Origin of the sequence: Rhodococcus sp. SBT000017 (genome assembly GCF_003688915.1) — a bacterium.
Classification (GTDB): Bacteria; Actinomycetota; Actinomycetes; order Mycobacteriales; family Mycobacteriaceae; genus Rhodococcoides.
Genome location: NZ_REFU01000001.1, coordinates 1 through 25,638, shown reverse-complemented (window position 1 = coordinate 25,638; position 25,638 = coordinate 1). Strand labels below are relative to the sequence as shown.

16 protein-coding genes and 3 rRNA genes are annotated in these 25,638 nt (G+C 63.8%); 8 read left to right on the top strand and 11 right to left on the bottom strand.

Annotated elements, in window-relative coordinates:
• Positions 1-7: 7 nt before the first annotated feature.
• Both AYK61_RS00095 and clpS read right to left on the bottom strand, forming a co-directional pair.
• Positions 8-577, bottom strand: coding sequence for a DUF2017 domain-containing protein (locus AYK61_RS00095; RefSeq protein WP_121869356.1), 570 nt, complete (start codon positions 575-577; stop codon positions 8-10).
• A 37-nt stretch (positions 578-614) separates the two neighbouring features.
• Positions 615-974, bottom strand: coding sequence for an ATP-dependent Clp protease adapter ClpS (clpS, locus tag AYK61_RS00090; protein ID WP_179276142.1), 360 nt, complete (start codon positions 972-974; stop codon positions 615-617).
• Positions 975-1,032: 58 nt separating this feature from the next.
• Here clpS and AYK61_RS00085 point away from each other — a divergent pair, with 58 nt between their 5' ends.
• Positions 1,033-2,382, top strand: a complete 1,350-nt coding sequence (locus tag AYK61_RS00085; protein ID WP_121869355.1) for a nicotinate phosphoribosyltransferase — start codon at positions 1,033-1,035, stop codon at positions 2,380-2,382.
• 50 nt (positions 2,383-2,432) lie between these two features.
• Positions 2,433-4,481 (top strand): ATP-dependent DNA helicase, encoded by a 2,049-nt coding sequence (locus AYK61_RS00080; RefSeq protein ID WP_121869354.1) that lies wholly within the window; start codon positions 2,433-2,435, stop codon positions 4,479-4,481.
• Between the two features lie 6 nt (positions 4,482-4,487).
• Here the strand turns inward: AYK61_RS00080 and glgP are convergent, their stop codons facing one another.
• Positions 4,488-7,016 (bottom strand): alpha-glucan family phosphorylase, encoded by a 2,529-nt coding sequence (gene glgP, locus AYK61_RS00075; RefSeq protein WP_121869353.1) that lies wholly within the window; start codon positions 7,014-7,016, stop codon positions 4,488-4,490.
• A gap of 205 nt (positions 7,017-7,221) precedes the next feature.
• On the opposite strand from glgP, the gene AYK61_RS00070 reads away from it, so the two are divergent.
• Genes AYK61_RS00070 through AYK61_RS00060 form a run of 3 tightly spaced genes read left to right on the top strand, consistent with a single transcriptional unit; the run spans position 7,222 to position 12,899 of the window.
• Positions 7,222-9,228, top strand: coding sequence for an alpha-1,4-glucan--maltose-1-phosphate maltosyltransferase (locus AYK61_RS00070; RefSeq protein WP_121869352.1), 2,007 nt, complete (start codon positions 7,222-7,224; stop codon positions 9,226-9,228).
• Between the two features lie 11 nt (positions 9,229-9,239).
• Positions 9,240-11,441: a 1,4-alpha-glucan branching protein GlgB gene (gene glgB / locus AYK61_RS00065; protein ID WP_121872286.1), complete on the top strand. Its 2,202-nt coding sequence runs from the start codon at positions 9,240-9,242 to the stop codon at positions 11,439-11,441.
• The gene (locus tag AYK61_RS00060; RefSeq protein ID WP_121869351.1) at positions 11,442-12,899 is read left to right on the top strand and encodes a metallopeptidase; all 1,458 of its coding nucleotides are present in this window, start codon (positions 11,442-11,444) and stop codon (positions 12,897-12,899) included. It begins immediately after the preceding gene.
• A gap of 9 nt (positions 12,900-12,908) precedes the next feature.
• Here AYK61_RS00060 and AYK61_RS00055 read toward each other — a convergent pair whose 3' ends face one another.
• The 3 genes from AYK61_RS00055 to AYK61_RS00045 form a co-directional block, all read right to left on the bottom strand.
• A complete protein-coding gene (locus AYK61_RS00055; protein ID WP_121872285.1) occupies positions 12,909-13,796 on the bottom strand; it encodes a tetratricopeptide repeat protein in 888 nt (295 codons plus the stop codon).
• A 114-nt stretch (positions 13,797-13,910) separates the two neighbouring features.
• Positions 13,911-14,282: a DUF3817 domain-containing protein gene (locus tag AYK61_RS00050; RefSeq protein ID WP_183130384.1), complete on the bottom strand. Its 372-nt coding sequence runs from the start codon at positions 14,280-14,282 to the stop codon at positions 13,911-13,913.
• Positions 14,283-14,351: 69 nt separating this feature from the next.
• A complete protein-coding gene (locus AYK61_RS00045; protein ID WP_121869349.1) occupies positions 14,352-15,542 on the bottom strand; it encodes an acetyl-CoA C-acetyltransferase in 1,191 nt (396 codons plus the stop codon).
• Positions 15,543-15,647: 105 nt separating this feature from the next.
• On the opposite strand from AYK61_RS00045, the gene mce reads away from it, so the two are divergent.
• Positions 15,648-16,130 carry a methylmalonyl-CoA epimerase gene (mce, locus tag AYK61_RS00040; protein ID WP_397484763.1) on the top strand — a complete coding sequence of 161 codons (483 nt, stop codon included), beginning with the start codon at positions 15,648-15,650 and terminating at the stop codon, positions 16,128-16,130.
• A 59-nt stretch (positions 16,131-16,189) separates the two neighbouring features.
• Positions 16,190-17,140, top strand: a complete 951-nt coding sequence (locus AYK61_RS00035; RefSeq protein ID WP_094611685.1) for a hypothetical protein — start codon at positions 16,190-16,192, stop codon at positions 17,138-17,140.
• A gap of 30 nt (positions 17,141-17,170) precedes the next feature.
• On the opposite strand, the gene AYK61_RS27690 is transcribed toward AYK61_RS00035, so the two are convergent.
• A complete protein-coding gene (locus AYK61_RS27690) occupies positions 17,171-17,488 on the bottom strand; it encodes an ATP/GTP-binding protein (protein WP_121869348.1) in 318 nt (105 codons plus the stop codon).
• A 41-nt stretch (positions 17,489-17,529) separates the two neighbouring features.
• Complete coding sequence (gene nucS, locus AYK61_RS00025; RefSeq protein ID WP_121869347.1) at positions 17,530-18,201, bottom strand: endonuclease NucS; 672 nt, start codon at positions 18,199-18,201, stop codon at positions 17,530-17,532.
• Positions 18,202-18,244: 43 nt separating this feature from the next.
• Between nucS and AYK61_RS00020 the strand changes: the two genes are divergently transcribed.
• Complete coding sequence (locus AYK61_RS00020; RefSeq protein ID WP_121872283.1) at positions 18,245-19,834, top strand: adenylate/guanylate cyclase domain-containing protein; 1,590 nt, start codon at positions 18,245-18,247, stop codon at positions 19,832-19,834.
• Positions 19,835-20,359: 525 nt separating this feature from the next.
• On the opposite strand, the gene rrf is transcribed toward AYK61_RS00020, so the two are convergent.
• From rrf to AYK61_RS00005, 3 genes are all read right to left on the bottom strand, one after another.
• A 5S ribosomal RNA gene (gene rrf / locus AYK61_RS00015) occupies positions 20,360-20,476 on the bottom strand.
• 158 nt (positions 20,477-20,634) lie between these two features.
• A 23S ribosomal RNA gene (locus tag AYK61_RS00010) occupies positions 20,635-23,789 on the bottom strand.
• A 336-nt stretch (positions 23,790-24,125) separates the two neighbouring features.
• Positions 24,126-25,637: ribosomal RNA gene (locus AYK61_RS00005) — 16S ribosomal RNA — on the bottom strand.
• The 16S, 23S and 5S rRNA genes sit together here, the layout of an rRNA operon.
• Position 25,638 lies beyond the last annotated feature (1 nt).

Sequence of the window (25,638 nt, the reverse complement as noted above, 5' to 3'; positions counted from 1 at the left end):
GTGCGTCCTAGGGAATGAGGACCTGTACGAGTGAATCCTGCATCCAGGTCAGCCAGTGGTACACGTCGAGATGTGGAGCCCGAGGATCGCCTTCGTCCAGGACATCGGGTGTATCCGCGCTGATCCCCAGCGTGGTGCCGAGCGCCAACCTCACGTCGTTGAGGCCAGTCAACCATGCATCCGCCTGCTCCTGGGTGAGCACGATCTTGCCACCGGACTCGGGAAGGGTGGCCAGGATCATCGATCCGGCGGCCATTTTCTCGTCGATGATCTCGGGCTCGTGCAGTCCGCGCAGTGCACCGTTGAGATCTGCCGGGTCCTCCTCGTCGCGGCCGGGGTCGGCGCGGTGGAAGTCCGGCAGCAGCCGCGCCAGTGCGGCATCCTCGGGCGGGCTGTTGTGCCCGGTACGAAGACCGGTCAGCGCCGCGAGTTCGTCGGTGGGGGCAGCGGCGGAACGATCGCGCAGCAATCCGAGAACCGAGCCGACCAGCGATCGGAGCACGGCGGCCTCACGAGCATCGATCTCGGACTTGATCTTGACCCCGGACAGCGAATTCCGTCTCGTCCACGTTCGCACTGTTGCTGATGTCCTGTCTCGGGAAAGGGGTGGACTACTACTTGTCCTGCTGCATGGTGGCCCACAGGCCCGCCGCGTGCAGCCGTCGAACATCGTTCTCCATCGCGTCGCGCTCACCGCTCGACACCACGGCCTTACCTTCGGAGTGCACCTGCATCATCAGCTCGGTCGCCTTGGCCTTGCTGTAGCCGAAGAGCTTCTGGAAGACGTAGGTGACGTAATGCATCAGATTGACCGGGTCGTCCCACACGATGGTGACCCAAGGGGTGTCGTGAGATTCATCGGCCGCAACGGCCTCGGTCTGCGCCGGGACCGCTTGCGGTGACGCGGCGACGACATCCCCTGCCGAGAAGCCGTCCACGGGCAGAAGCGATCCATCCACCGTCAACCAAGGCATGCCCAACAGGGTACGGCGTATCGGGCCAGCGTCCCACGCTCGCCCCTTCGCTCGTAGTGTGGGCGAGGTGAGCAACGACGCGACCACCGATCACGCAAGTTCCAGCGACGGCGTGAGCACTGCACTGCTGACCGATCAATACGAGTACACGATGCTGTCGGCGGCTCTGGCCAGCGGCTACGCCGATCGAATCTGCAGCTTCGAGGTGTTCGCGCGCAGGTTGCCCGGCGGTCGGCGATACGGAGTCCTCGCGGGCACCGGACGCATTCTCGACGCGATCGCGCGCTTCCGGTTCGGGCCGGACGAGCTGCGGATCGTCTCCGAATTCCTCGACGACGCCACCGTCGAGTGGTTGCGCGGCTACCGCTTCACCGGCGACATCGACGGTTACCGCGAGGGTGAGCTGTACTTCCCCGGCTCCCCGGTCATGACGGTCCGCGGCACGTTCGCCGAGTGCGTCGTCCTCGAAACGCTCGTGCTTTCCATCCTCAATCACGACAGTGCGATCGCGTCCGCTGCAGCGCGGATGGTCACGTCCGCCAAATCTCGGCCGATCATCGAGATGGGTTCGCGTCGCACCCACGAGGAAGCCGCCGTTGCCGCCTCCCGCGCGGCGTACCTCGCCGGGTTCACCGCAACATCCAACCTCGAAGCCGTCCGACGCCACGGTGTCCCCGGCGCGGGCACGTCGGCGCACGCCTTCACCCTGCTGCACACCACCGCCGACGGCCCGGACGAACGGTCCGCATTCGCGGCTCAGGTGCGCGCTCTCGGCGTGGGCACCACCCTGCTCGTCGACACCTACGACATCACCCAGGGTGTCGCCAACGCCATCGAGGTCGCCGGGCCCGAACTCGGCGGTGTGCGCATCGACTCGGGCGACCTCGGCGTGCTCGCGCGGCAGGTGCGCGACCAATTGGATGCCCTGGGTGCGCCGAAGACCAGGATCGTCGTCTCGGGTGACCTCGACGAATATGCCATCGCTGCATTGCGCGCCGAGCCGGTCGACTCCTACGGCGTCGGCACCTCACTGGTCACCGGTTCCGGTGCACCGACGGCGGGCATGGTCTACAAGCTGGTCACGGTCGACGGCATTCCCGTCGCCAAGCGCAGCAGTCACAAAGAATCGCGCGGTGGCACCAAGGCGGCGCTGCGTACCGCGCGCCGCACCGGCACCGCGGTCGAGGAGATCGTGCACCCGTTCGACGCTCCCCCGACCGTCGAGGGCGATCTGACGGTGGAGACGTTGACCACGCCGTTGGTCCGCGGCGGAGAACGAGTCGCCGACCTACCGACACTCGCCGACGGCCGTGACCTGCTGGCCCGACGCCTGGTCAGCCTCCCGTGGGAGGGCTTGAAGCTGTCTCAGGGCGAACCGGCGATACCCACCCGCTTCGTAGAGGGGTGACTGCGGTGTCGGTACCGAACCGGGTGGGCGATCGGCAGTAGTCTGCTTCGGTGCCGTCGAAGACCGAATTGCCAACCGTTCCCGCTCTCCTGCAGGTCGCGGTGCACTCGCTCGGCGGCAAGGAACGCAGCAATCAGCTGACGATGGCCTCGGCGGTGGCGCACTCGATCGACACCGGGGAGCATCTCGCGGTGCAGGCAGGCACCGGAACCGGCAAGTCCCTCGCGTACCTCGTTCCGAGCATTCGGCACGCGGTGGAATCGGGCAAGACCGTCATCGTCTCCACGGCCACCATCGCGCTGCAGCGGCAGTTGGTCGACCGCGATCTCCCGCGCCTGTCCGACGCCCTGACCGAGGCCGTCGGCCGTCGCCCCAAGTTCGCAATCCTCAAGGGCCGCAACAACTATCTGTGCATGAACAAGATCCACACCGGCGCTGCGCAAGAGGCACCGGATGCGGAACTGTTCGACCCCTTCGCCGTCTCACGAATGGGACGCGAGGTGGTACGGCTGACCAAGTGGTCGTCCGAGACCGAGACCGGCGACCGCGACGACGTCGTGCCCGGGGTCAGCGATCAGGCCTGGCGTCAGGTCAGCGTCACCGCCCGCGAGTGCCTGGGCAAGTCCCGCTGCCCCGTCGGCGAGGACTGCTTCGCCGAACGCGCCCGCACCGAGGCCGCCCAGGTCGACGTCGTGGTGACCAATCACGCCTTGCTCGCGATCGACGCGATCACCGGAATTCAGATCCTGCCCGAGCACGACGTCGTGGTCGTGGACGAGGCCCACGAACTGGTGGACCGAGTGACCGGTGTGGCCACGGAAGAGCTGTCGGCCGCGACGGTCACCGCCGCGGCGCGGCGTAGCGCCAAGCTCATCGAAGAGGACACGGTCGATCAGCTCGAGGGGGCCGCCGAGAACTGGGCCGCGATCCTGGACGAGCTCCCCCCGAGCCGCTGGCAGTCCCTACCCGACGGCGTCGGCCCCGCGCTCGCCTCGATTCGAGATGCCGCCTGGGCGGTACGCACCGCTATCGGCCCCAACAAGCAGGGTATGGCCGCCAGCGACCCCGAGGCCGCTGCGGCTCGCAGCGCCGCCCTCGTCGCGGTCGACGAGGTCCACGACAGCGCGGTCCGTGTCCTCACGGCGTTCGACGAACCCGATCCGGCCAAACGCAAGGACGTCGTCTGGCATGCCGTCGACGACTTCCGCGGCAACGTCAAACGCACCGTCCGCATCGCACCGCTGTCGGTCGGCGGACTGCTGAGAGCTCGCCTGTTCGCCGAATCCACCGTGGTGCTCACCTCGGCGACCTTGACCGTCGGCGGATCGTTCGACGGGTTGGCCATCAACTGGGGCCTGCCTGCGGAGAAGCCGTCGCGCAGTGACACCGCGATGGCGTCGGGTGTGGAACCGCCGTCCGACGCCGGGTCGATCAGATGGAATTCGCTCGACGTCGGCTCGCCGTTCGACCACGCTCGGGCCGGCATCATGTACATCGCCAAGCATCTGTCGCCGCCCGGACGCGACGGCCTCTCGAAGTCCTATCTCGACGAGATCGAGTCGCTGGTCAGCGCCGCCGGCGGCCGCACGCTCGGACTCTTCTCGTCCATGCGCGCCGCCAAGGCCGCCGCCGAGGAGATGCGGGAGCGCCTCGACACTCCGATCCTGTGCCAGGGCGACGACTCCACCGGCGCACTGGTGCAGAAGTTCGCCGACGACGAGGCCACCTCCCTGTTCGGGACGCTGTCTCTGTGGCAGGGCGTCGACGTCCCCGGCCCGTCCCTGAGCCTGGTGATTCTGGACCGCATTCCGTTCCCGCGGCCCGACGATCCGCTGCTGGTGGCCAGGCAGCAGGCCGTCGAATCGCGGGGCGGCAACGGCTTTCTCGCGGTCGCCGCCAACCACGCGGCCCTGCTGCTGGCGCAGGGCGTCGGCCGACTGCTCCGTAGCGTCGACGACAAAGGTGTTGTCGCCGTTCTCGATTCGCGGCTCGCCACTGCCCGCTACGGCGGCTACCTGCGTGCTTCGCTGCCGCCGTTCTGGGAGACCTCGGATCCGGAGGTGGTCCGCAAGGCCCTCACCCGCCTGGCCGGGAAGTAGCTGCCCCTACGGCGTCGCCACCAACCCGAGCTCGGCATCCGAGGCGAGACCGTGGTGATGCGGTAGCACTCGCACCGTGTATCCCACCGTGCCGCTGTGCGGTAGCCGCGTCTCGCCTGCGTACACGTGCTCGCCGCCGTCGGTTCCCACGTGTGTCATGGCCGTCGTGCGAATGTCGGTGAGGTTCTCCTCCGCGTCGACGCGTCCCACGACCGCCTGCACCACGACGTCCGAGGCGTCCAGTCCACCGAGATCGACGTTGGCGCGCAGCGAGAGCTCGGCACCGATCACCGGAGTGTCGGGCAGACCGTCACTGTCGACGCGGGTGACTTTCACTGCGCCCCAAGCCTGTTCGACGCGGCGGCGGTACGACGCGACGTCCGTGGCACCGCGGTGACCATCGGCCGAGGCCGCGCGACCGGATTCGGCAGCGGGCGCGTAGTAGCCCAACGTGTAGTCCTGAACCATTCTCGACGCCAGCACTTTCGGGCCCAAGTGCTCGAGGGTGTGCCGCACCATTTCGATCCAGCGGCTCGGCACACCATCGTCCCCGCGGTCGTAGAACTTCGGTAGTACCGCCTGCTCGAGCAGTTCGTAGAGCGCAGCGGCTTCGAGATCGTCGCGGCGGTTGTCGTCGGTGACCCCGTCCGCGGTGGGGATGGCCCAGCCGTTCTCCCCGTCGTACATCTCGTCCCACCACCCGTCGCGGATCGACAGGTTCAGGCCGCCGTTGAGCGCCGACTTCATGCCCGAGGTGCCGCACGCTTCCAGCGGTCGCAGCGGATTGTTCAGCCACACATCGCATCCCCAGTACAGGAATCGCGCCATGGACATGTCGTAGTCGGGCAGGAACACGATGCGGTGCCGTACGTCGGCCTGATCGGCGAACCTGACGATCTGCTGAATGAGCGCCTTTCCGCCGTCGTCGGCGGGGTGCGACTTGCCCGCGACCACCAATTGGACCGGACGAACCGGGTCCAGCAACATGGCTCGCAGTCGCTCGGGTTCGCGGAGCATCAGGGTCAGTCGCTTGTACGTCGGTACCCGTCGAGCGAATCCGACGGTGAGTACGTTGGGATCGAAAACGTTTGCTGTCCAGCTGATCTCGGCCTCGGTCGAGCCGCGTTCGAGCGCCGAGCGCCGCACCCGACGCCGCACCTCGTCCACCAATTGCGCTCGCAGGGCGTTGCGCGTTGACCACACCTGGTCCGAGGACATCGGCCCCGACTCCCCCTCCGCCCATTCCCGGGCAGACCACGTCGGCGCATGAACGCCGTTGGTGACCGATCCGATCGGCACCTCGGATGCGTCGAAGCCCTGCCACAGGTCGTTGAACATCTCGCGGCTGACGATGCCGTGCAGCTTCGACACCCCGTTGGCGCGTTGCCCCAGGCGCAGTCCCATGTGCGCCATGTTGAACACCGAGGCGTCGCTCTCGCCGCCGAGGGCGAGGATTCGATCCATCGGCAACCCCGGCAGCAGCGCCGAGTCCGCGCCGCCGTCCGCACTTGCGAAGTAGTGCCGCACCAGATCGGCCGGAAACCGGTCGATCCCGGCGGGGACGGGGGTGTGGGTGGTGAAGACGGTGCCGGCTCGCACCGCCGCCAGCGCCGCGTCGAAGTCCAGGGTTCCCGAGGTGACGAGTTCGCGGATGCGTTCGACGCCGAGGAAGCCGGCATGGCCCTCGTTCATGTGGAACACCTCGGGGTCCGGCAGCCCGTGTGCACGGGTGTAGGCCCGGATCGCTCGAACTCCGCCGATACCGGCGAGTATCTCCTGCTTGATGCGGTGATCCTGGTCGCCGCCGTACAACCGGTCGGTCACCCCGCGCAGCTCTGGATCGTTGTCGGCAATGTCGGAATCGAGCAGCAGCAGCGGGACGCGTCCCACCTGGGCGATCCACACCCGCGCCCGTAGAACCCGAGATCCGGGCATCGACACATGGATCAGCACCGGAGAGTCGCCGTCGTCGGTGAGCAACCGCAGCGGCAGCCCGTGCGGGTCGAGGGACGGATAGCGTTCGGCCTGCCAGCCGTCGGCCGTCAGCGACTGGCGGAAGTAGCCCGAGCGGTAGAGCAACCCCACCCCGATCAACGGCAGGCCCAGGTCGGAGGCAGCCTTGAGGTGGTCGCCGGCCAGGATTCCGAGCCCGCCGGAGTAGTTCGGCAGCACCTCGGTGACACCGAACTCCATCGAGAAATAACCGATGCCCGACGGCAGAGCACGCCCCTCGGCCAGCTCGTTCTGATACCAGAGCGGGCGGGCGAGGTAGTCGTGCAGATCCGCCTCGGCGGCGTCCAGCTCGGCCAGGAAGCGCTCATCGGCCGCGAGTTCCTCGAGACGCGCAGGTGCGACGGCTCCCAGTACGGCCACCGGGTCGCGCTCGAGTTCGGTCCACAACAGTGGATCGATGTGCTCGAACAGATCCTGCGTCGACGAGTGCCACGACCACCTGAGGTTTGTCGAGAGCTCGGCGAGGGCATTCAGGCGGGCGGGAAGGTGGGCTCGGACGGTGAATCGGCGCAAAGCTTTCACAGGGTCGAACCCTACCCACGGACACCTGCGTCGAAGGGCTGCTTGCACGAAATCCGAGCTGCGCAGCTCATCGCGAGCAGGATGCGTCGGCGCACGCGCCATCTGCATTGCTGCACTACGGTTGACAAGTAGAAGCACACCAATATCGGTTCGATCAGAGGTTGCGCCCGCGCAGCCATACCTCTAGCGAAGAATGGAGTGTGAAGTGACAGGTCGACTTGGTATCGACAATGTCCTTCCAGATACGACGACCGGGAAGTACCCCGCGAAAGCGGTGGTGGGCGAGACGTTTCCAGTCTCCGCCGACGTCTGGCGCGAGGGTCACGACGCGGTGGCCGCGACACTGTCGGTGCGCGGACCGGGAGGCAAACTCGAACGCATCCCGATGACACCGGGCCGCGAACCCGACACGTTCGACGCGGTATTCGTCCCCTCTCGGCCGGGTTACTGGATCTGCCGCATCGAAGCGTGGAGCGATCCGATCAGCACCTGGCGCCATGCCGTCGAAGCCAAGCTCGGAGTGGGCCAGAGTGCTCACGAACTGGCGAACGATCTCGAGATCGGGGCGCGGTTGTTCCTGCGGGCTGCCACCGGCGTTCCTGCCGAGAGCAGGCAGATGCTGGCCGATGTCGCCGCCGCGCTTCGCGACACCGACCGCCCGCTGCCTGCCCGGGTCTCCTCGGCGTTCGCGTCGACAGTCGCCGAATTACTGTTCGCTCATCCGCTGCGCGAACTGGTGACTCGATCTCGCGCCGTCAACATCTGGGTCGATCGCAACGTCGCACTCAACGGTGCCTGGTACGAGTTCTTCCCTCGGTCGACCGGTGGGTGGAACGAAGACGGTTCGCCGCGGCACGGCACGTTCGCAACGTCGATCGAGCAGTTGCCCCGCATCGAGCGGATGGGATTCGACATCGTCTACCTGCCGCCGATCCACCCCATCGGCACCATCAACCGCAAGGGCCCGAACAACACCTTGACCCCCGGTCCCGAGGACGTCGGATCGCCCTGGGCCATCGGCTCAGCGGACGGCGGGCACGATGCCATCCATCCCGAACTGGGCACCGAGGACGACTTTCGCGCGTTCGTCGCCGCCGCGCAGGAACACAACCTGGAAGTGGCGCTCGATCTCGCTCTCCAGGCCGCTCCCGATCACCCCTGGGCGGCAACACATTCCGAGTGGTTCACCGTGCTACCGGACGGCACCATCGCCTACGCCGAGAACCCGCCGAAGAAGTACCAGGACATCTACCCGGTCAATTTCGACAACGACCGGCGCGGCATCTACGAAGAGGTGCTCCGCGTGGTCCGGTACTGGATCTCGCTGGGAGTCAAGGTCTTCCGAGTCGACAATCCACACACCAAGCCGCCGGACTTCTGGGAATGGCTCATCGCCGAGGTCAAGAAGACCGACCCGGACGTACTGTTCCTCGCCGAAGCGTTCACTCGACCGGTGCGCATGTACGGGTTGGCGCAGCGCGGCTTCACGCAGTCGTACACCTACTTCACCTGGCGTACCGCCAAGTGGGAGCTGACCGAGTTCGCCGAGGAGCATGCTCGACGCTCAGACGACGCGCGTCCCAACCTGTTCGTCAACACCCCGGACATCCTGCACGAGAGCCTGCAACACGGCGGGCCCGGAATGTTCGCTCTCCGAGCAGCTCTCGCGGCGACGATGTCCCCCACCTGGGGCGTCTACTCCGGCTACGAGCTGTTCGAACACCAGGCCGTGCGAGAGGGCAGCGAGGAGTACCTGGACTCGGAGAAGTACCAGTTGCGTCCGCGCGACTTCGAGGGTGCGCTGGCCCGCGGCGAGTCGCTCGAACCCTGGATCACCACGCTGAACGCCATTCGACGTGCGCATCCGGCGCTGCAGCAGCTCCGCAACATCCACTTCCACACCATCGACAACGAGGCGCTGATCGGGTACTCCAAGTTCGACCCGCAGACCGGTGACTCGATCCTGGTGGTGATCAACCTCAATCCCTTCGGAGCCGAAGAAGGCACGATCCACCTGGACATGCCTGCCCTCGGCCACGACTGGCAGGACACCCTCACGATCAAGGACGAAGTGAGCGGCGTCCACTACGACTGGGGTCACACCAATTTCGTCCGGCTCGAGCCCTGGACGTCGGTGGCGCACATCTTCACGCTCCCCCACATCCCGTACCCGGCACGAATCGAACTGGCCTACCGCGGCAATCGAAAGTGAGTGGATTCAACGTGACCGAGAATCCGACGACGCCCGAAGACACCGTCGCAGCCCCGTCCGACAACGATCTCGAACTCCTCGCGGCAGGGCGGCACTACAACCCGCACTCCGTGCTCGGTGCCCACCCGGTGCCGGGCGGAACCGCGATCCGCGCCCTCAAGCCCGACGCCGAGAAGGTCGTCGCCCGCGTCGGTGGCGTCGACCACGAGCTGACCCACGTCGCGCACGGAGTCTTCTCGGCTCTGCTCCCGTTCGAGGACCTGATCGACTACCGCCTCGTGGTGACGTGGCCCGGTGGACACGTCTCCGAATCCGCCGACGGCTACCGGTTCCTGCCCACTCTCGGCGAACTGGATCTGCACCTGTTCGGCGAGGGCAGGCACGAGCGTCTGTGGGACATTCTCGGCGCGCATCAACAGTCGTACGCGACTCCGGACGGCCCCGTCACCGGCACCTCGTTCGCGGTCTGGGCCCCCGCAGCCCAGGGCGTCACGCTGGTCGGCGATTTCGACGGCTGGACCGGCCGAAGCTGGCCGATGCGCGTATTGGGCTCGACCGGAGTGTGGGAAATCTTCGCTCCCGACATCGCACCGGGCGCGCTGTACAAGTTCCGCGTCCACGGTGCCGACGGCTCGGTCAAGGACAAGGCCGACCCGATGGCCTTCGCCACCGAGATCCCCCCGTCGACGGCCTCGGTCGTCACCGAGTCCTCGTACGCCTGGAACGACGAGTCCTGGCTCGACACCAGGGCCGGCATCGAGCCGACGCAGGCACCGATGAGTGTCTACGAGATCCACCTGGCATCCTGGCGGCCGGGCCTGGGGTACCGCGAGCTCGCCGAGCAGTTGGCCGAGTACATCACCGAAACCGGCTTCACCCACGTGGAGCTGCTCCCGGTCGCCGAGCACCCGTTCGGCGGGTCCTGGGGCTACCAGGTGACCTCGTACTATGCACCGACCTCGCGCTTCGGCAGTCCCGACGATTTCCGCTACTTCGTCGACCACCTCCACAGCGCCGGAATCGGCGTCATCGTCGACTGGGTTCCCGCCCACTTTCCCAAGGACGAATGGGCCCTGGCCCAGTTCGACGGCGGCCCGCTCTACGAGCACGGTGACCCGCAACGCGGCGAGCAACTCGACTGGGGCACTTTGGTGTTCGACTTCGGTCGACGCGAGGTACGCAACTTCCTGGTCGCGAACGCGCTGTACTGGATCGACGAGTTCCACATCGACGGACTGCGCGTCGACGCCGTGGCGTCGATGCTGTACCTGGACTACTCCCGCCCCGAGGGTGGCTGGTCGCCGAACATCTACGGTGGCCGCGAGAACCTCGAGGCTGTCACCTTCCTGCAGGAGATGAACGCGACGGTGCACAAGAAGCACCGCGGCGTCGTCACCGTGGCCGAGGAGTCGACCGCATGGCCCGGCGTCACCCGCCCGACGAACGTCGGCGGACTCGGGTTCAACATGAAGTGGAACATGGGCTGGATGCACGACACCCTGGGATTCCTCGGGCGTGACCCCATCCATCGCAGTTACCACCACCACGAGATCACCTTCTCTCTGGTCTATGCGTGGAGTGAGAACTACCTGCTCCCCATCAGCCACGACGAGGTGGTTCACGGCAAGGGCACGCTGTGGACCCGGATGCCCGGCGACGATTACGCCAAGGCGGCCGGGCTGCGCGGCATGCTCGCCTACATGTGGGCGCACCCCGGCAAGCAGCTGCTGTTCATGGGACAGGAGTTCGGACAGACCCGTGAGTGGTCCGAGGAGCGCGGCCTCGACTGGTACCAGATCGACGAGGAACCGCTGCACAACGGCGTGAAAACCCTTGTGTCCGATCTGAACTCGACGTACAAATCCCATCCGGCACTGTGGACGCTCGATACATCGCCGAGTGGATACTCGTGGATCGACGCCAACGACACCGAGAACAACGTGCTGAGCTTTCTGCGGTACGGATCCGACGGTTCGGTCGTCGCGTGTATTTTCAACTTCTCGGGAAACGAGCACGGCAGCTATCGTGTGGGACTACCGGAACCCGGCCGCTGGATCGAGATCCTCAACACCGATGCAACGGAGTACGGGGGCTCCGGCGTGGGCAACCTGGGTGAAGTGACGGCAACATCGCACTCGTGGCACGGACGACCGGCGTCAGGCCAGGTCGCCCTACCCGCCAACGGGGCGATCTGGATAAAACTGGAGCGATAGATGAGTGGCGGCCGCACACCCCGACTACTGGCCGCGGCCGCCACTGCAGGGCTGCTCCTGCTGACCTCGTGCGCACAGACCGTCAGCGGAAACGCCGTATCGATCTACGAGAACCCGTTCACCGTCGCCGGGCTCCCGGTCACGAGCGGGCCCAGCGGACCCCGTCCCAATGTCCCCGATTCGACGATCACCGTGGAGAACGCCGAGGGCACCGACTCGGACATCCTCGCCACGAACGCGGTCGACGACATCCAGCAGTTCTGGGCCGAGCAGTACCCCAGCTTGTTCAAGGGCTCGTTCACCCCGGTCTCGAAGGTCGTCTCGTGGGCCGCGTCCGAGGACGAGGGATCAGGCATCAGATTCTGCGGAGACCGCACCGGCGGTATTCCCAACGCCGCCTACTGCACTCGCGACGACTCCATCGGGTGGGATCGAACCATCCTGCTCCCGGCTCTCGTCGACGCGTTCGGTCCGATGTCGGTGGTGATGGTGATCGCCCACGAATACGGCCACGCCATTCAGCACCAGTCGGGCCTCGTCGGCGACGACACCCCGACCATCGTTGCCGAGCAGCAGGCCGACTGTTTCGCCGGCGCGTTCATCCGCCACGTCGCCGAAAACGATGCGCCGCACTTCACCATCAACACCTCGGACGGTCTCAACGGCGTTCTCGCTGCGACAGTCGCTGTGCGCGACGTCGACCCCAACGATCCGGAATCGGTACACGGCTCTGCCTTCGAGCGCGTCACCGCGGTGCAGCTCGGCTTCACCGAGGGCGCGGCAGTCTGCACCGGAATCGACGAGGCCGAGATCGATTCGCGTCGAGCATCGTTGCCGCAGAAGTTCAGCGACCCCGACGACTCCGGTGAGCTACCGGTCACCGAGGACACCCTCGGCGCCTTCACTCGATCCTTCGAATCTGTGCTGCCCGTGGCCGATCCACCAGAAATCGACTACTCCGGTTCGGACACCGGGTGCTCGGACGCCGAAGCCACCGCGCCGGTGTCGTACTGCCCGTCGAGCAACACCATCGGTGTCGACGTCGAGGACCTGGCCGAAGTCGGACAGCCCGAGACACCCCGACGCGGAGACATCCTGCCGCTCAACGTTTCCGGCGACTACAGCGCCTACGTGCTGTTCGCCTCGCGCTACACGCTCGCGGTGCAGAAGGAAGCAGGCCAGACGCTCGACGACCCGCAGGCCGCCCTGCGCTCGGCCTGCCTGTCGGGGGTCATCACGTCGGCGCTGAGCGCCGAGAACGCAGAGAACGGTGGGAGGGTTCTCGATATACGGCTCTCCCCCGGCGATCTCGACGAAGCCGTCTCCGGACTGCTCAGCGACGGCCTCGCCGCCAGTGACGTCAACGGTACGACGCTGCCGTCCGGCTTCTCGCGAGTCGACGCGTTCCGTTCGGGAGTTCTCGGCGGCAAGGAACGGTGCGACGCGCGCTACAGCTGAGTGTCGCTGTCAGTACAGGGCCGACGCGAGCTTGCGTCGGGCGGAGACCACCAGCGGATCGGCTGCGTCGAACAACTCGAACAACTCGAGAAGTCGAGTGCGCAACGCGGTCCGGTCGTCGCCGGCACTGATCTTGATTCCGTCGATCAGACGAGCGAAGGCCTGCTCCGGTTGCTGACCGGCCATCTCGGCGTCCGCGGCCTCGATTCGGGCCTGCACATTCGACGCGTCGGCGTCGGCGAGTGCAATCGCGTCCGGTGCCAGGTTCTGCACACGCGCGAGGAACTTGACCTGACGCAGTGCGGCGACGGCCTCGGTGTTCTTCGGTTCGGCGTCGATGATCGCCTGGTAGGCAGCTTCCGCCTTGTCGAAATCGCCCTCGTCGATGGCCTCCTCGGCGGCGACGATCCGCGGATCCTCGATCTCGGGTTCCGGCTCGGCAGCAGCGACTCCGGGTGGGCCACTGAGCTTTCCGGCCGTCGCCTGCTCCACTGCCTGCAGCCACTGACGCAGCTGCTCGTCCGACTGGGTGCCCTCGAAGTCGGCCAGCGGCTGACCGGCTGCAACGGCAACCACCGTCGGAATGGCTTTCACACCGAACGCCTGCGCGATCTGCGGATTGGAGTCCACGTCGACCCGCGCGAGCACCCACGTACCCGCGGCCTCCACGGCCAACTGTCCGAGCTGACGCGTCAGCGCCTGGGATTGCGGCGAACGAGCGGAACCCAGGTCGACGATCACCGGTACCTGGGTGGACCGCTGCAGCACCTCGGCCTCGAACGTAGCCGCGGTCACGTCCACGATCGGTGCCAGTCCTCCCGCGTCGCCCGCGGATTCGGCCGCGGGTGCAGGTGCCGGACGGTCCTTGAGAACGGACAGGTCGACGGCACCGGCAATGGATGCGGGTACGACAGCTGACGGGCGGGCGGGAGGACGGGAACCGGGTCGAGTCACGCCCTACAGTTTGTCACTAACGCGATGGGTCATCCACTGGCGGGCGGTGCCGGTCGGTCAGGACAGAACCTTGGCATCGGCTGCGGGCCGGCCGGTGCTCAGCTCGGCGAGACGGCCGGTGCGCGCGGCCCAGATCTCGAAGATGACGGTGCCGAACGGGGGGAACGCCGCGACGAGAGCGAGCAAGGTCGCCTTGACGTCCCACTTGAGCTTCACTGCCGTCAACACGGCGACGGCCAGGTACACCACGAACACCCCACCGTGAATCGGTCCGAAGATCTTCACTCCGATTTCGTTGCCGTCGGCGGGGATGTATTTGAAGGCCATTCCGATCAGCAGTCCGAGCCAGGTGAACGCTTCGAGCACAGCGATGAAGCGGAATCGTTTTGCGGTGCTGCTCAGGTCGAAGAAGTTGGTCATGCCCGCTATTGTGCCCGGTTTGCTACGACAGAACGTAGTGGCTCTGGTCTCAGTTCTTCTCCAGAGCCACTACGAGTCCTACTGCTTCGGCACTCGAACGATGAGGGCGTCGCCCTGTCCACCGCCGCCGCACAACGCGGCCGCGCCGACGCCACCGCCGCGTCGCTGCAGCTCGAGAGCCAGATGCAAGGCAATGCGAGCTCCAGACATGCCGAGCGGATGCCCGATCGAGATCGCTCCGCCGTTGACGTTCACGATCTCGGGATCGATGCCCAGCTCACGCGTCGACGCGATTCCGACCGCTGCGAACGCCTCGTTGATCTCGACGACGTCGAGGTCCTTCGGATCGATGCCGTCCTTCTCGCATGCCTTGGCGATCGCGCGAGCAGGCTGCGACTGCAGTGTGGAGTCGGGACCGGCCACCACTCCGTGGGCACCGATCTCGGCGAGCCAGGTCAGACCGAGCGACTCCGCCTTCTCCTTGCTCATCACCACGACGGCGGCGGCACCGTCGGAAATCTGCGACGCCGATCCGGCTGTGACGGTGCCTGCCTTGTCGAAGGCGGGGCGAAGCTTGCCGAGGGAGTCGACGGTGGTGTCGGCGCGAATGCCTTCGTCCGCGGTGAACTGGATCGGCTCGCCCTTGCGCTGCGGAATCGACACCGGGACCACTTCGTCGTCGAAGACGCCGTTCTTCCAGGCCGCAGCAGCTTTCTGATGCGACTCGGCGGCGAAGGTGTCCTGCTCCTCGCGAGTGATGACCTCGGTGCTCTGGTTGCGCTGCTCGGTCAGTGCACCCATGGCCTGATCGGTGAAAATGTCGTACAGGCCGTCGTAGGCGAGGTGATCACGCATGGTGACATCGCCGTACTTGAATCCGGCACGCGACTTCTCGAGCATGTGCGGTGCCTGGGTCATCGACTCCTGGCCACCGGCGACGACGATCTCGAATTCGCCGGCGCGGATCAGCTGGTCGGCCAGTGCGATGGCGTCGACTCCGGACAGGCACACCTTGTTGATCGTCAGGGCGGGCACGGTCATCGGAATGCCCGCGGCAACCGCAGCCTGACGGGCCGGAATCTGGCCGGCACCAGCGGTGAGAACCTGGCCCATGATGACGTAGTCGACCTGATCCGGCGCGACACCGGCCTTCTCGAGTGCACCCTTGATGGCGATCCCGCCGAGGTCCGATCCCGAGAAGTCCTTGAGTGCGCCCGAAAAACGTCCCACGGGTGTGCGAGCGCCGGCGACGATGACTGTTGTGGTCACGATTTCCTCCGAAAGTATGAAGACGGCCTTGTCGAGATCAACGCTCCGACGCCCCCTACCGATACCGGCCGGGCGGAGCACCGAAACGCAGCTGGCGCTAACGTCATGGCCATGACCTCCAGCACGCAGTCTTACACGGGAGCCCCGCTGCGCTCCGATCTGGTGACGGCTATCGATCATGTGGGTGTCGCGGTGCCCGATCTCGACGCTGCCATCACCTGGTACACAGACCACCTCGGAATGGTTGCAGTGCACGAGGAGATCAACGAGGAACAGGGCGTTCGCGAGGCGATGCTCTCCTTCCCCGGGGCCACGGAGAAGTCCGCTGCGCTGCAGTTGCTCGCGCCGATCGACGAGTCGTCCACCATCGCCAAGTTCATCGGCCGCAACGGCCCGGGACTGCAGCAATTGGCGTACCGCGTCACCGATATCGAAGAGATCTCGACCGAGCTGCGCGCTCGCGGCGTTCGGTTGCTGTACGACGCCCCGCGCCGCGGGACCGCCGATTCTCGAATCAACTTCGTCCACCCCAAAGACGCCGGTGGAGTGCTCATCGAACTGGTCGAACCGAACCCCGACGGGCACTGAACGAACTCCGGGAACCAACCGTATGGCTCTCTACTTGACTCACCGGTAAATTGACGGCCATGGCCATCGATCATGAGCGCACTTCCACGGTGCAACTTCCCTTTTCCATCGTCCGGAAGGGGTTCGATCGCGACGAAGTCACCAACTACTTCGAGCGATTCGACGCCGAACTACGTCTGACGACCGCGGATCGTGATGCGGCCGCCGCGCAGGCTCGTGATCTGGCCAAGCAGCTCGACGACGCTCGCGACGAGATCGACGAACTCCGCAAGGACATCGATCGCCTGTCGGTTCCGCCCACCACAGCGGAGGGCATGAGCGATCGAATCTCACGCATGCTGCGGCTGGCCTCGGACGAGGCATCGGAAGTACGGGCCAAGGCGCACTCGGAGTCCGAGGAAATGATCTCCGTTGCGCAGCAAGAGAGTGCCCGACTCCGCGGACGGCACGAGTCACTGGTGGCCGAGCTCGAAGAGCGTCGAACGGCACTCGAAGCCGAACACCAGCAGACCATGGCTCAGGCGCGCACCGAGGCAGCCCGAGTGGTCGAGGCCGCGCAGGCCGAGCGCGACAAGTTGGCTGCAGAATCCGAGGCCAAGCGAGCCAAGGTGCAGGAAGATTTCGAGATCACGATGGCCGAGCGCCGCACCAAGGTGCTCACCGCTCTCGAGGAACTCGAAGCGTCCAGCAAGGCCGATGCTGCCCGCCGCATCGAGGAGGCGACCACCGAGTCTGCTCGACGCCTCCAGTCCGCGAGTGAGCAGGCCGAGCGACGCATCGCGCACTCGAAGGAACTGGCCGAGGAGCTGCGTGTGCTTCGTAGTCGAGTGCTGGCACAGCTGCTCGGAATTCGAGGCCAGCTCGATTCGGTTCCGGCGATGCTCGCCTCGGTCAATCGCGAGAGCGAACTGCTCGACAATCCTGACCCGACGGCCATCTTGAAGAAGGAAGAAGAGAAGGCAGCCGCTAAGGCCGAGGACGAGAAGGAATCGGCTGACTCCTCGTCCTGATTCGGCTCGTCCTGCGCCTGGCCTCCCCCGCTACGACCATCTGCGGGTGAGGCCTCGCGTGTTTCGGCCGGACCAACATCCGGTGTGCCAATGTCTGCGATTGTCGGCACCACCGAAATCGTCCGACGGCCACGCGACGATATGTGCGACGCCAGGCCGCACCTCGTGGTCACAGCCGGGGCATCGATAGGTCTTCACGGCCTTGGCGCCCGGGACCATCCGCGTCGTATAGGTGTCACCGTCCGGACCGACCTCGACCCGGTTGCCGCCCAGCACGGAGTCGGTTGGCGGGCCGAGATCACTCGGGCCGCTCCGATTCGTTCGGCGGGGTTGGTTACGACGAGGCACCCGTCCAGTGTAGAGAACCGGCCGGTAGATACCGACAGTCGTCAGAAAAGCCGAAACTCGGTACTGTCGGTTCCCCGCAGGACGTCGTAGTCGAGTGTGAGACAACGAATGCCGCGATCGGTGGCCAGCGTCTTCGCCTGCGGCTTGATGACCTGCGCAGCAAACACTCCACTGACCGGGGCCAGCAGCGGATCGCGATTGAGCAGCTCGAGATACCGAGTCAGCTGTTCGACGCCGTCGATCTCACCACGTCGCTTGATCTCCACAGCCACTGTTCCGCCATCGGCGTTGCGGCACAACAGATCCACCGGTCCGATGGCCGTCATGTACTCGCGTCGCACGAGCGTGTAGCCGTCACCCAAGGTGCTGACGTGCTCGGCCAACAACTCCTGAAGGTGAGCCTCCACACCGTCTTTCACCAACCCGGGATCGATACCCAACTCGTGACTGGAGTCGAGTTCGACGTCGTCGATGATGATACGAAGTTCCTCGCCGGCCTTGTTGGTGACGACCCACTTGATCGTCTCGTCCTCGGTGGTCTCGACCATCCAGCAGGGCGGCGACATCCAGTTGAGCGGCTTGTAGGCCCGGTCGTCCGCGTGCACGCTGACCGATCCGTCGGACTTGACGAGAAGCAGGCGGCGAGCGGACGGGAGGTGTGCGGTGAGACGGCCGACATAGTCGACTTGGCAACGAGCAATAACTAGACGCACTCGACCACCTTAAGGCAGGAGCCCCCGTTAGTCTGTGACGACCATGCCGCAATTGAGACGATCTGCCGCTCCCCTGGGTTCCCGACTGCTCGGCGACACCTCCGAGTCGCCACGTCGACGACGGATCCGAATTCAGCTGCTGTTGACCGTCTTCTTGGTCCTGTCGAACCTGATCGGCGCAGTCATCGTGGGCGTTCTGATCAGCGTCGTCGTTCCGGGCCCCAACGTCCTCGACCCCGAGAAGTACTGGTGGGTCAATTTCATCGTCGTCCCGGTGTACGTCTTTCTCGCCTTCGTGGTCGGCGTCGTCTGGGGCACCACAAGCGCGCTGAGCAGTCTGCGATGGGGCATCGAGGATCGCCAGCCCACACGGTCCGAACAGGTCGCGACTCTCGCAATGCCCTGGCGCCTGACGCGCATCCAGATAGCGCTGTGGATCGGCGCATTGATCCTGTTGACCACCATCGACGGCATCATCGATCCGCAGGCGATCCCCAAGGTTGCCTTTACGATCGCCGCGGGCGGCACAGTCGTCTGCGCATTCAGCTACCTGCTCAGTGAGTTCGCCCTCCGCCCCATCGCGGCTCGGGCGCTCGAGGCAGGTGACCCACGACGGATCCGCATCGCCGGTGTCATGGGTCGTTCCATTCTGTCGTGGTTGCTGGGAACCGGTGTTCCGGTCTCCGGGCTGATGATGATCGCGGTTTTCCGCTTCCTCAGACCCGAGACGACGTCTGCCCAGCTGGCTGTGTCGATCCTCGCGCTCGGCGGAATCACCATCGTGTTCGGACTCGCACTGACTGTCCTCGGCGGATTTGCGACGACCTCCCCCATCAACAACGTACGAGCGGGGATGGCCGAGGTGGAGAAGGGCAACATGGACGTCCGACTCGCGGTGTACGACGGCACCGAGCTCGGCGAGCTGCAGAGCGGATTCAATCGAATGGCCGACGGAGTGCGCGATCGGGAGAAGATTCGCGACCTGTTCGGTAGACACGTCGGCCATGAGGTCGCCGAAAAAGCACTGCAGTCCGACAGCGAACTCGGCGGGCACGAACGCGATATTGCGGTGTTCTTCATCGACCTCGTGGGTTCGACCGAGTTGGCAGCATCGCGGCCGCCCACCGAGGTCGTGCATCTGCTCAACCGGTTCTTCGCAGTAGTCGTCGACGAGGTCGACGAACACGGCGGTTTCATCAACAAATTCGAGGGCGACGCGGCGCTGGCAATCTTCGGGGCCCCCAACGAAATTGCCGATCACTGCGGCTCCGCGTTGGCCGCAGCCCGAGCAATAGCCCGACGGCTGGTGGTCGAAGTCCCCGAATGCAGTGCCGCTGTGGGTGTCGCGGCGGGACGCGCAGTGGCCGGCAACGTCGGTGCGAAGTCGCGATTCGAGTACACCGTCATCGGAGACCCGGTGAACGAGGCCGCTCGCCTCTCCGAACTGGCGAAGAACGCTCCAGGGGCGATCCTGGCTTCCAAAACGGCAGTCGACGGTGCCGCAGATGACGAAGCCCATCGTTGGGAATTCGGTGATTCGGTAACCCTCCGTGGACGCTCTGCGCAAACAGTCCTCGCGAATCCGAAAGATGTGAAAGTCACCGCCGACAAGCCTGTTGCCGTGCACGCCTGACCCGCATTTCCGGTCATCGCAGTTGCTGCGACCTGCGCGTCGGCATTGGTTTTCGCAAACGCGCGCGCGTGTGTGAGGTGCGCGGGGAACGGTCAGTGGTCGGGGTGCGATTCTGCTCGCGAGTGCGCGCGCGTTTGCCCTAGCGCGTCGTAGTCCGCACCCGCCTCGCGCGCCGGCAGCCGTCCTGTGACCCCTTGTATCCGCGAATGCGCGCGCGTTCGTCAGGTGCGCGGGAATTGGTGAGCGGTCGGGGTGCGATTCTGCGCGCGGGTGGCGAATGCGCGTGCGTTTGCCCGCAGTCCGCGGGCGCGTCGCGCGCCGGCACCCGGGTCCAGCCGCGGTGTTCGCGAATGCGCGCGCGTTCGTCAGGTGCGCGGGAATTGGTGAGCGGTCGGGGTGCGATTGTGCGCGCGCGGATGGCGGATGCGTGCGCGTTCGTCCGCGAGAGGGTGGTGTGGGTGTGGGTGGTTTCGAAATGCAGAATGGCCCCGGACCTGGTGGTCGGGGGCCATTCTGGAATGTTGTGTTCGGCGGTGTCCTACTCTCCCACACCCTGTCGAGTGCAGTACCATCGGCGCTGGAGGGCTTAGCTTCCGGGTTCGGAATGGGACCGGGCGTTTCCCCTCCGCTATGGCCGCCGTAACTCTGCGAAACAGAGATCACGAGCGGTCTCAGTCGGAGAACACAACCCCCACATGCAGTCTGGGGTGGTGTTTCGTTCTTGGACCTGTATTCGATTGTGCTTGCTGAATCAACTCGTGTGTTGTTTCAGATATTGCACAGTGGACGCGTAGCTTCTTTGTGGTAAGTCCTCGGCCTATTAGTACCAGTCACCTGCACCCATTGCTGGGCTTCCAGTTCTGGCCTATCAACCCGGTGGTCTGCCGGGGGCCTTACCCCCTCGAGGGGGTGAGAAACCTCATCTTGGAACAGGCTTCCCGCTTAGATGCTTTCAGCGGTTATCCCTTCCGAACGTAGCCAACCAGCGGTGCTCCTGGTGGAACAACTGGCACACCAGAGGTTCGTCCGTCCCGGTCCTCTCGTACTAGGGACAGCCTTCCTCAAGTTTCTTACGCGCGCGGCGGATAGAGACCGAACTGTCTCACGACGTTCTAAACCCAGCTCGCGTGCCGCTTTAATGGGCGAACAGCCCAACCCTTGGGACCTACTCCAGCCCCAGGATGCGACGAGCCGACATCGAGGTGCCAAACCATCCCGTCGATATGGACTCTTGGGGAAGATCAGCCTGTTATCCCCGGGGTACCTTTTATCCGTTGAGCGACACCGCTTCCACTTGCCGGTGCCGGATCACTAGTCCCGACTTTCGTCCCTGCTCGACTTGTCAGTCTCACAGTCAAGCTCCCTTGTGCACTTGCACTCGACACCTGATTGCCAACCAGGCTGAGGGAACCTTTGGGCGCCTCCGTTACATTTTAGGAGGCAACCGCCCCAGTTAAACTACCCACCAGGCACTGTCCCTGAACCAGATCATGGTCCGAGGTTGAGGTATCCAATACGATCAGAGTGGTATTTCAACAACGACTCCACAGTAACTGGCGTCACCGCTTCACAGTCTCCCACCTATCCTACACAAACCGAACCGAACACCAATACCAAGCTGTAGTGAAGGTCCCGGGGTCTTTTCGTCCTGCCGCGCGTAACGAGCATCTTTACTCGTAATGCAATTTCGCCGAGTCTATGGTTGAGACAGCTGAGAAGTCGTTACGCCATTCGTGCAGGTCGGAACTTACCCGACAAGGAATTTCGCTACCTTAGGATGGTTATAGTTACCACCGCCGTTTACTGGGGCTTAAATTCTCAGCTTCGCCATTGCTGGCTAACCGGTCCTCTTAACCTTCCAGCACCGGGCAGGCGTCAGTCCGTATACATCGTCTTACGACTTCGCACGGACCTGTGTTTTTAGTAAACAGTCGCTTCTCACTGGTCTCTGCGGCCCCACCCAGCTCACACTGCAAGAGTGATCACCGGACAGGGCCCCCCTTCTCCCGAAGTTACGGGGGCATTTTGCCGAGTTCCTTAACCATAGTTATCTCGATCGCCTTAGTATTCTCTACCTGACCACCTGTGTCGGTTTGGGGTACGGGCCGTGTAACAACTCACTAGAGGCTTTTCTCGGCAGCATAGGATCACTGAATTCGCCTCAATCGGCTACGCATCACCTCTCAGGCTTGATGAACGGCGGATTTGCCTACCGTTCGCCCTACAGGCTTACACCAGTACAACCACTGACTGGCCCAGCTACCTTCCTGCGTCACCCCATCGCTTGGCTACTACCAGATCAGGTCCCACGCATCCACCACACGCCTCACTCTCGAAAGAGATCAGTCACGTGGATTCAGGGTGGTTAGTGTCACTGATTCACCATGGGCGCGGTTACACGGGTACGGGAATATCAACCCGTTGTCCATCGGCTACGCCTGTCGGCCTCGTCTTAGGTCCCGACTCACCCTGGGCGGATTAACCTGGCCCAGGAACCCTTGGTCATTCGGCGGACGAGTTTCTCACTCGTCTTTCGCTACTCATGCCTGCATTCTCACTCGCGCAGCCTCCACACCTGGATCACTCCGATGCTTCCATGGCTGCACGACGCTCCCCTACCCACCCACACACCTGCACACAAATCCGCAGACTTGCATGGGGCTGTTGTGTGAGTGCCGCAGCTTCGGTGGTGTACTTGAGCCCCGCTACATTGTCGGCGCAGGATCACTTGACCAGTGAGCTATTACGCACTCTTTCAAGGGTGGCTGCTTCTAAGCCAACCTCCTGGTTGTCTTCGCGACCCCACATCCTTTTCCACTTAGTACACGCTTAGGGACCTTAGCTGGCGATCTGGGCTGTTTCCCTCTCGACTACGAACCTTATCGCCCGCAGTCTCACTGCCACGCTCTCACTCACCGGCATTCGGAGTTTGGCTGATTTCGGTAAGCTTGTAGGCCCCCTAGACCATCCAGTAGCTCTACCTCCGGCGAGAAACACGTGACGCTGCACCTAAATGCATTTCGGGGAGAACCAGCTATCACGGAGTTTGATTGGCCTTTCACCCCTACCCACAACTCATCCCCTCAGTTTTCAACCTAAGTGGGTTCGGTCCTCCACGACGTCTTACCGTCGCTTCAACCTGGCCATGGGTAGATCACTCCGCTTCGGGTCTAGAACACGCCACTACACCACACAAGGTGGATACGCCCTATTCGGACTCGCTTTCGCTACGGCTACCCCACACGGGTTAACCTCGCGACATGCCACTAACTCGCAGGCTCATTCTTCAAAAGGCACGCCATCACCAGCAACAGTAAACTGTTCACCAGCTTTGACGGATTGTAAGCGCACGGTTTCAGGTACTATTTCACTCCCCTCCCGGGGTACTTTTCACCTTTCCCTCACGGTACTAGTCCGCTATCGGTCACCAGGGAGTATTCAGGCTTATCGGGTGGTCCCGACAGATTCACAGCAGATTTCACGGGCCCGCTGCTACTTGGGTATCCACAACGACAGTTGCAATGTTTTCGTCTACGGGACTCTCACCCTCTACGACAGGCCGTTCCAGACCACTTCGACTAACACCACAATTTCTCACTGTCGGCCGATCCGGCAGAATCGACAATGCAAACCCCACAACCCTCCATACGCAACCCCTGCCGGGTATCACACGCACAAAGTTTGGCCTCATCCGCTTTCGCTCGCCACTACTCACGGAATCACTATTGTTTTCTCTTCCTGTGGGTACTGAGATGTTTCACTTCCCCACGTTCCCTCCACACACCCTATATATTCAGGTGCAGGTAACACGACATCACTCGTGCTGGGTTTCCCCATTCGGACACCCTCGGATCACAGCTCGGTTGACAGCTCCCCGAGGCTTATCGCAGCCTCCTACGTCCTTCATCGGCTCCTGGTGCCAAGGCATCCACCGTACGCTCTTCATTACTTACAACAAAGATGCTCGCGTCCACTGTGCAATTCTCAAACAACACACACAACCCGGACTCACAGCAGCACCAGCCACTCCCCAAAGGAAGCACGGTATGACCACCATCCGAATTCTGTATATGTCTTGCCTTGAAAGAAACACTCGCGTGTTCTCTCAGGACCCAACAGTGCATCGATATAGTTCCTGCCGGCGAAACATGGTTTCGCGTTCTGCAGGATCTGATTGTCAGTGTTCCACCCGTGAGCTCCCGCCGTTCCACGTGTGGGAACGAAACGGGCTCTGCCAGACCATCATCCGAGCACCTGTGTGCTGGTACATGTCCTGGAGAATGCTCCTTAGAAAGGAGGTGATCCAGCCGCACCTTCCGGTACGGCTACCTTGTTACGACTTCGTCCCAATCGCCGATCCCACCTTCGACGGCTCCCTCCCACAAGGGGTTAGGCCACCGGCTTCGGGTGTTACCGACTTTCATGACGTGACGGGCGGTGTGTACAAGGCCCGGGAACGTATTCACCGCAGCGTTGCTGATCTGCGATTACTAGCGACTCCGACTTCACGGGGTCGAGTTGCAGACCCCGATCCGAACTGAGACCAGCTTTAAGGGATTCGCTCCACCTCACGGTCTCGCAGCCCTCTGTACTGGCCATTGTAGCATGTGTGAAGCCCTGGACATAAGGGGCATGATGACTTGACGTCGTCCCCACCTTCCTCCGAGTTGACCCCGGCAGTCTCTTACGAGTCCCCGCCATAACGCGCTGGCAACATAAGACAAGGGTTGCGCTCGTTGCGGGACTTAACCCAACATCTCACGACACGAGCTGACGACAGCCATGCACCACCTGTACACCGACCACAAGGGGGACCGTATCTCTACGGTTTTCCGGTGTATGTCAAACCCAGGTAAGGTTCTTCGCGTTGCATCGAATTAATCCACATGCTCCGCCGCTTGTGCGGGCCCCCGTCAATTCCTTTGAGTTTTAGCCTTGCGGCCGTACTCCCCAGGCGGGGCGCTTAATGCGTTAGCTACGGCACAGATTCCGTGGAAGGAACCCACACCTAGCGCCCACCGTTTACGGCGTGGACTACCAGGGTATCTAATCCTGTTTGCTACCCACGCTTTCGTTCCTCAGCGTCAGTTGTTTCCCAGAGACCCGCCTTCGCCACCGGTGTTCCTCCTGATATCTGCGCATTTCACCGCTACACCAGGAATTCCAGTCTCCCCTGAAACACTCAAGTCTGCCCGTATCGCCTGCAAGCCCGAAGTTGAGCCCCGGGTTTTCACAAACGACGCGACAAACCGCCTACGAACTCTTTACGCCCAGTAATTCCGGACAACGCTCGCACCCTACGTATTACCGCGGCTGCTGGCACGTAGTTAGCCGGTGCTTCTTCTGCAGGTACCGTCACTCACGCTTCGTCCCTGCTGAAAGAGGTTTACAACCCGAAGGCCTTCATCCCTCACGCGGCGTCGCTGCATCAGGCTTCCGCCCATTGTGCAATATTCCCCACTGCTGCCTCCCGTAGGAGTCTGGGCCGTGTCTCAGTCCCAGTGTGGCCGGTCACCTCTCAGGTCGGCTACCCGTCGTCGCCTTGGTAGGCCATTACCCACCAACAAGCTGATAGGCCGCGGGCCCATCCTGCACCGATAAATCTTTCCACCACACACCATGCGGCATGCAGTTCATACCGGTATTAGACCAGTTTCCCAAGCTTATCCCAGAGTGCAGGGCAGATCACCACGTGTTACTCACCGTTCGCGCTCGTGTACCCCGAAAGGCCTTACCGCTCGACTTGCATGTGTTAAGCACGCCGCCAGCGTTCGTCCTGAGCCAGGATCAAACTCTCCGTAAAA

Excerpts from the sequence above, each read along its gene's own strand:
- clpS (WP_179276142.1), bottom strand. The coding sequence starts at position 974 with ATGCCTTGGTTGACGGTGGATGGATCGCTTCTGCCCGTGGACGGCTTC.
- AYK61_RS00060 (WP_121869351.1), top strand. The coding sequence starts at position 11,442 with ATGAGTGGCGGCCGCACACCCCGACTACTGGCCGCGGCCGCCACTGCA.
- mce (WP_397484763.1), top strand. The coding sequence starts at position 15,648 with ATGGCCATGACCTCCAGCACGCAGTCTTACACGGGAGCCCCGCTGCGC.
- AYK61_RS00035 (WP_094611685.1), top strand. The coding sequence starts at position 16,190 with ATGGCCATCGATCATGAGCGCACTTCCACGGTGCAACTTCCCTTTTCC.
- AYK61_RS00020 (WP_121872283.1), top strand. The coding sequence starts at position 18,245 with ATGCCGCAATTGAGACGATCTGCCGCTCCCCTGGGTTCCCGACTGCTC.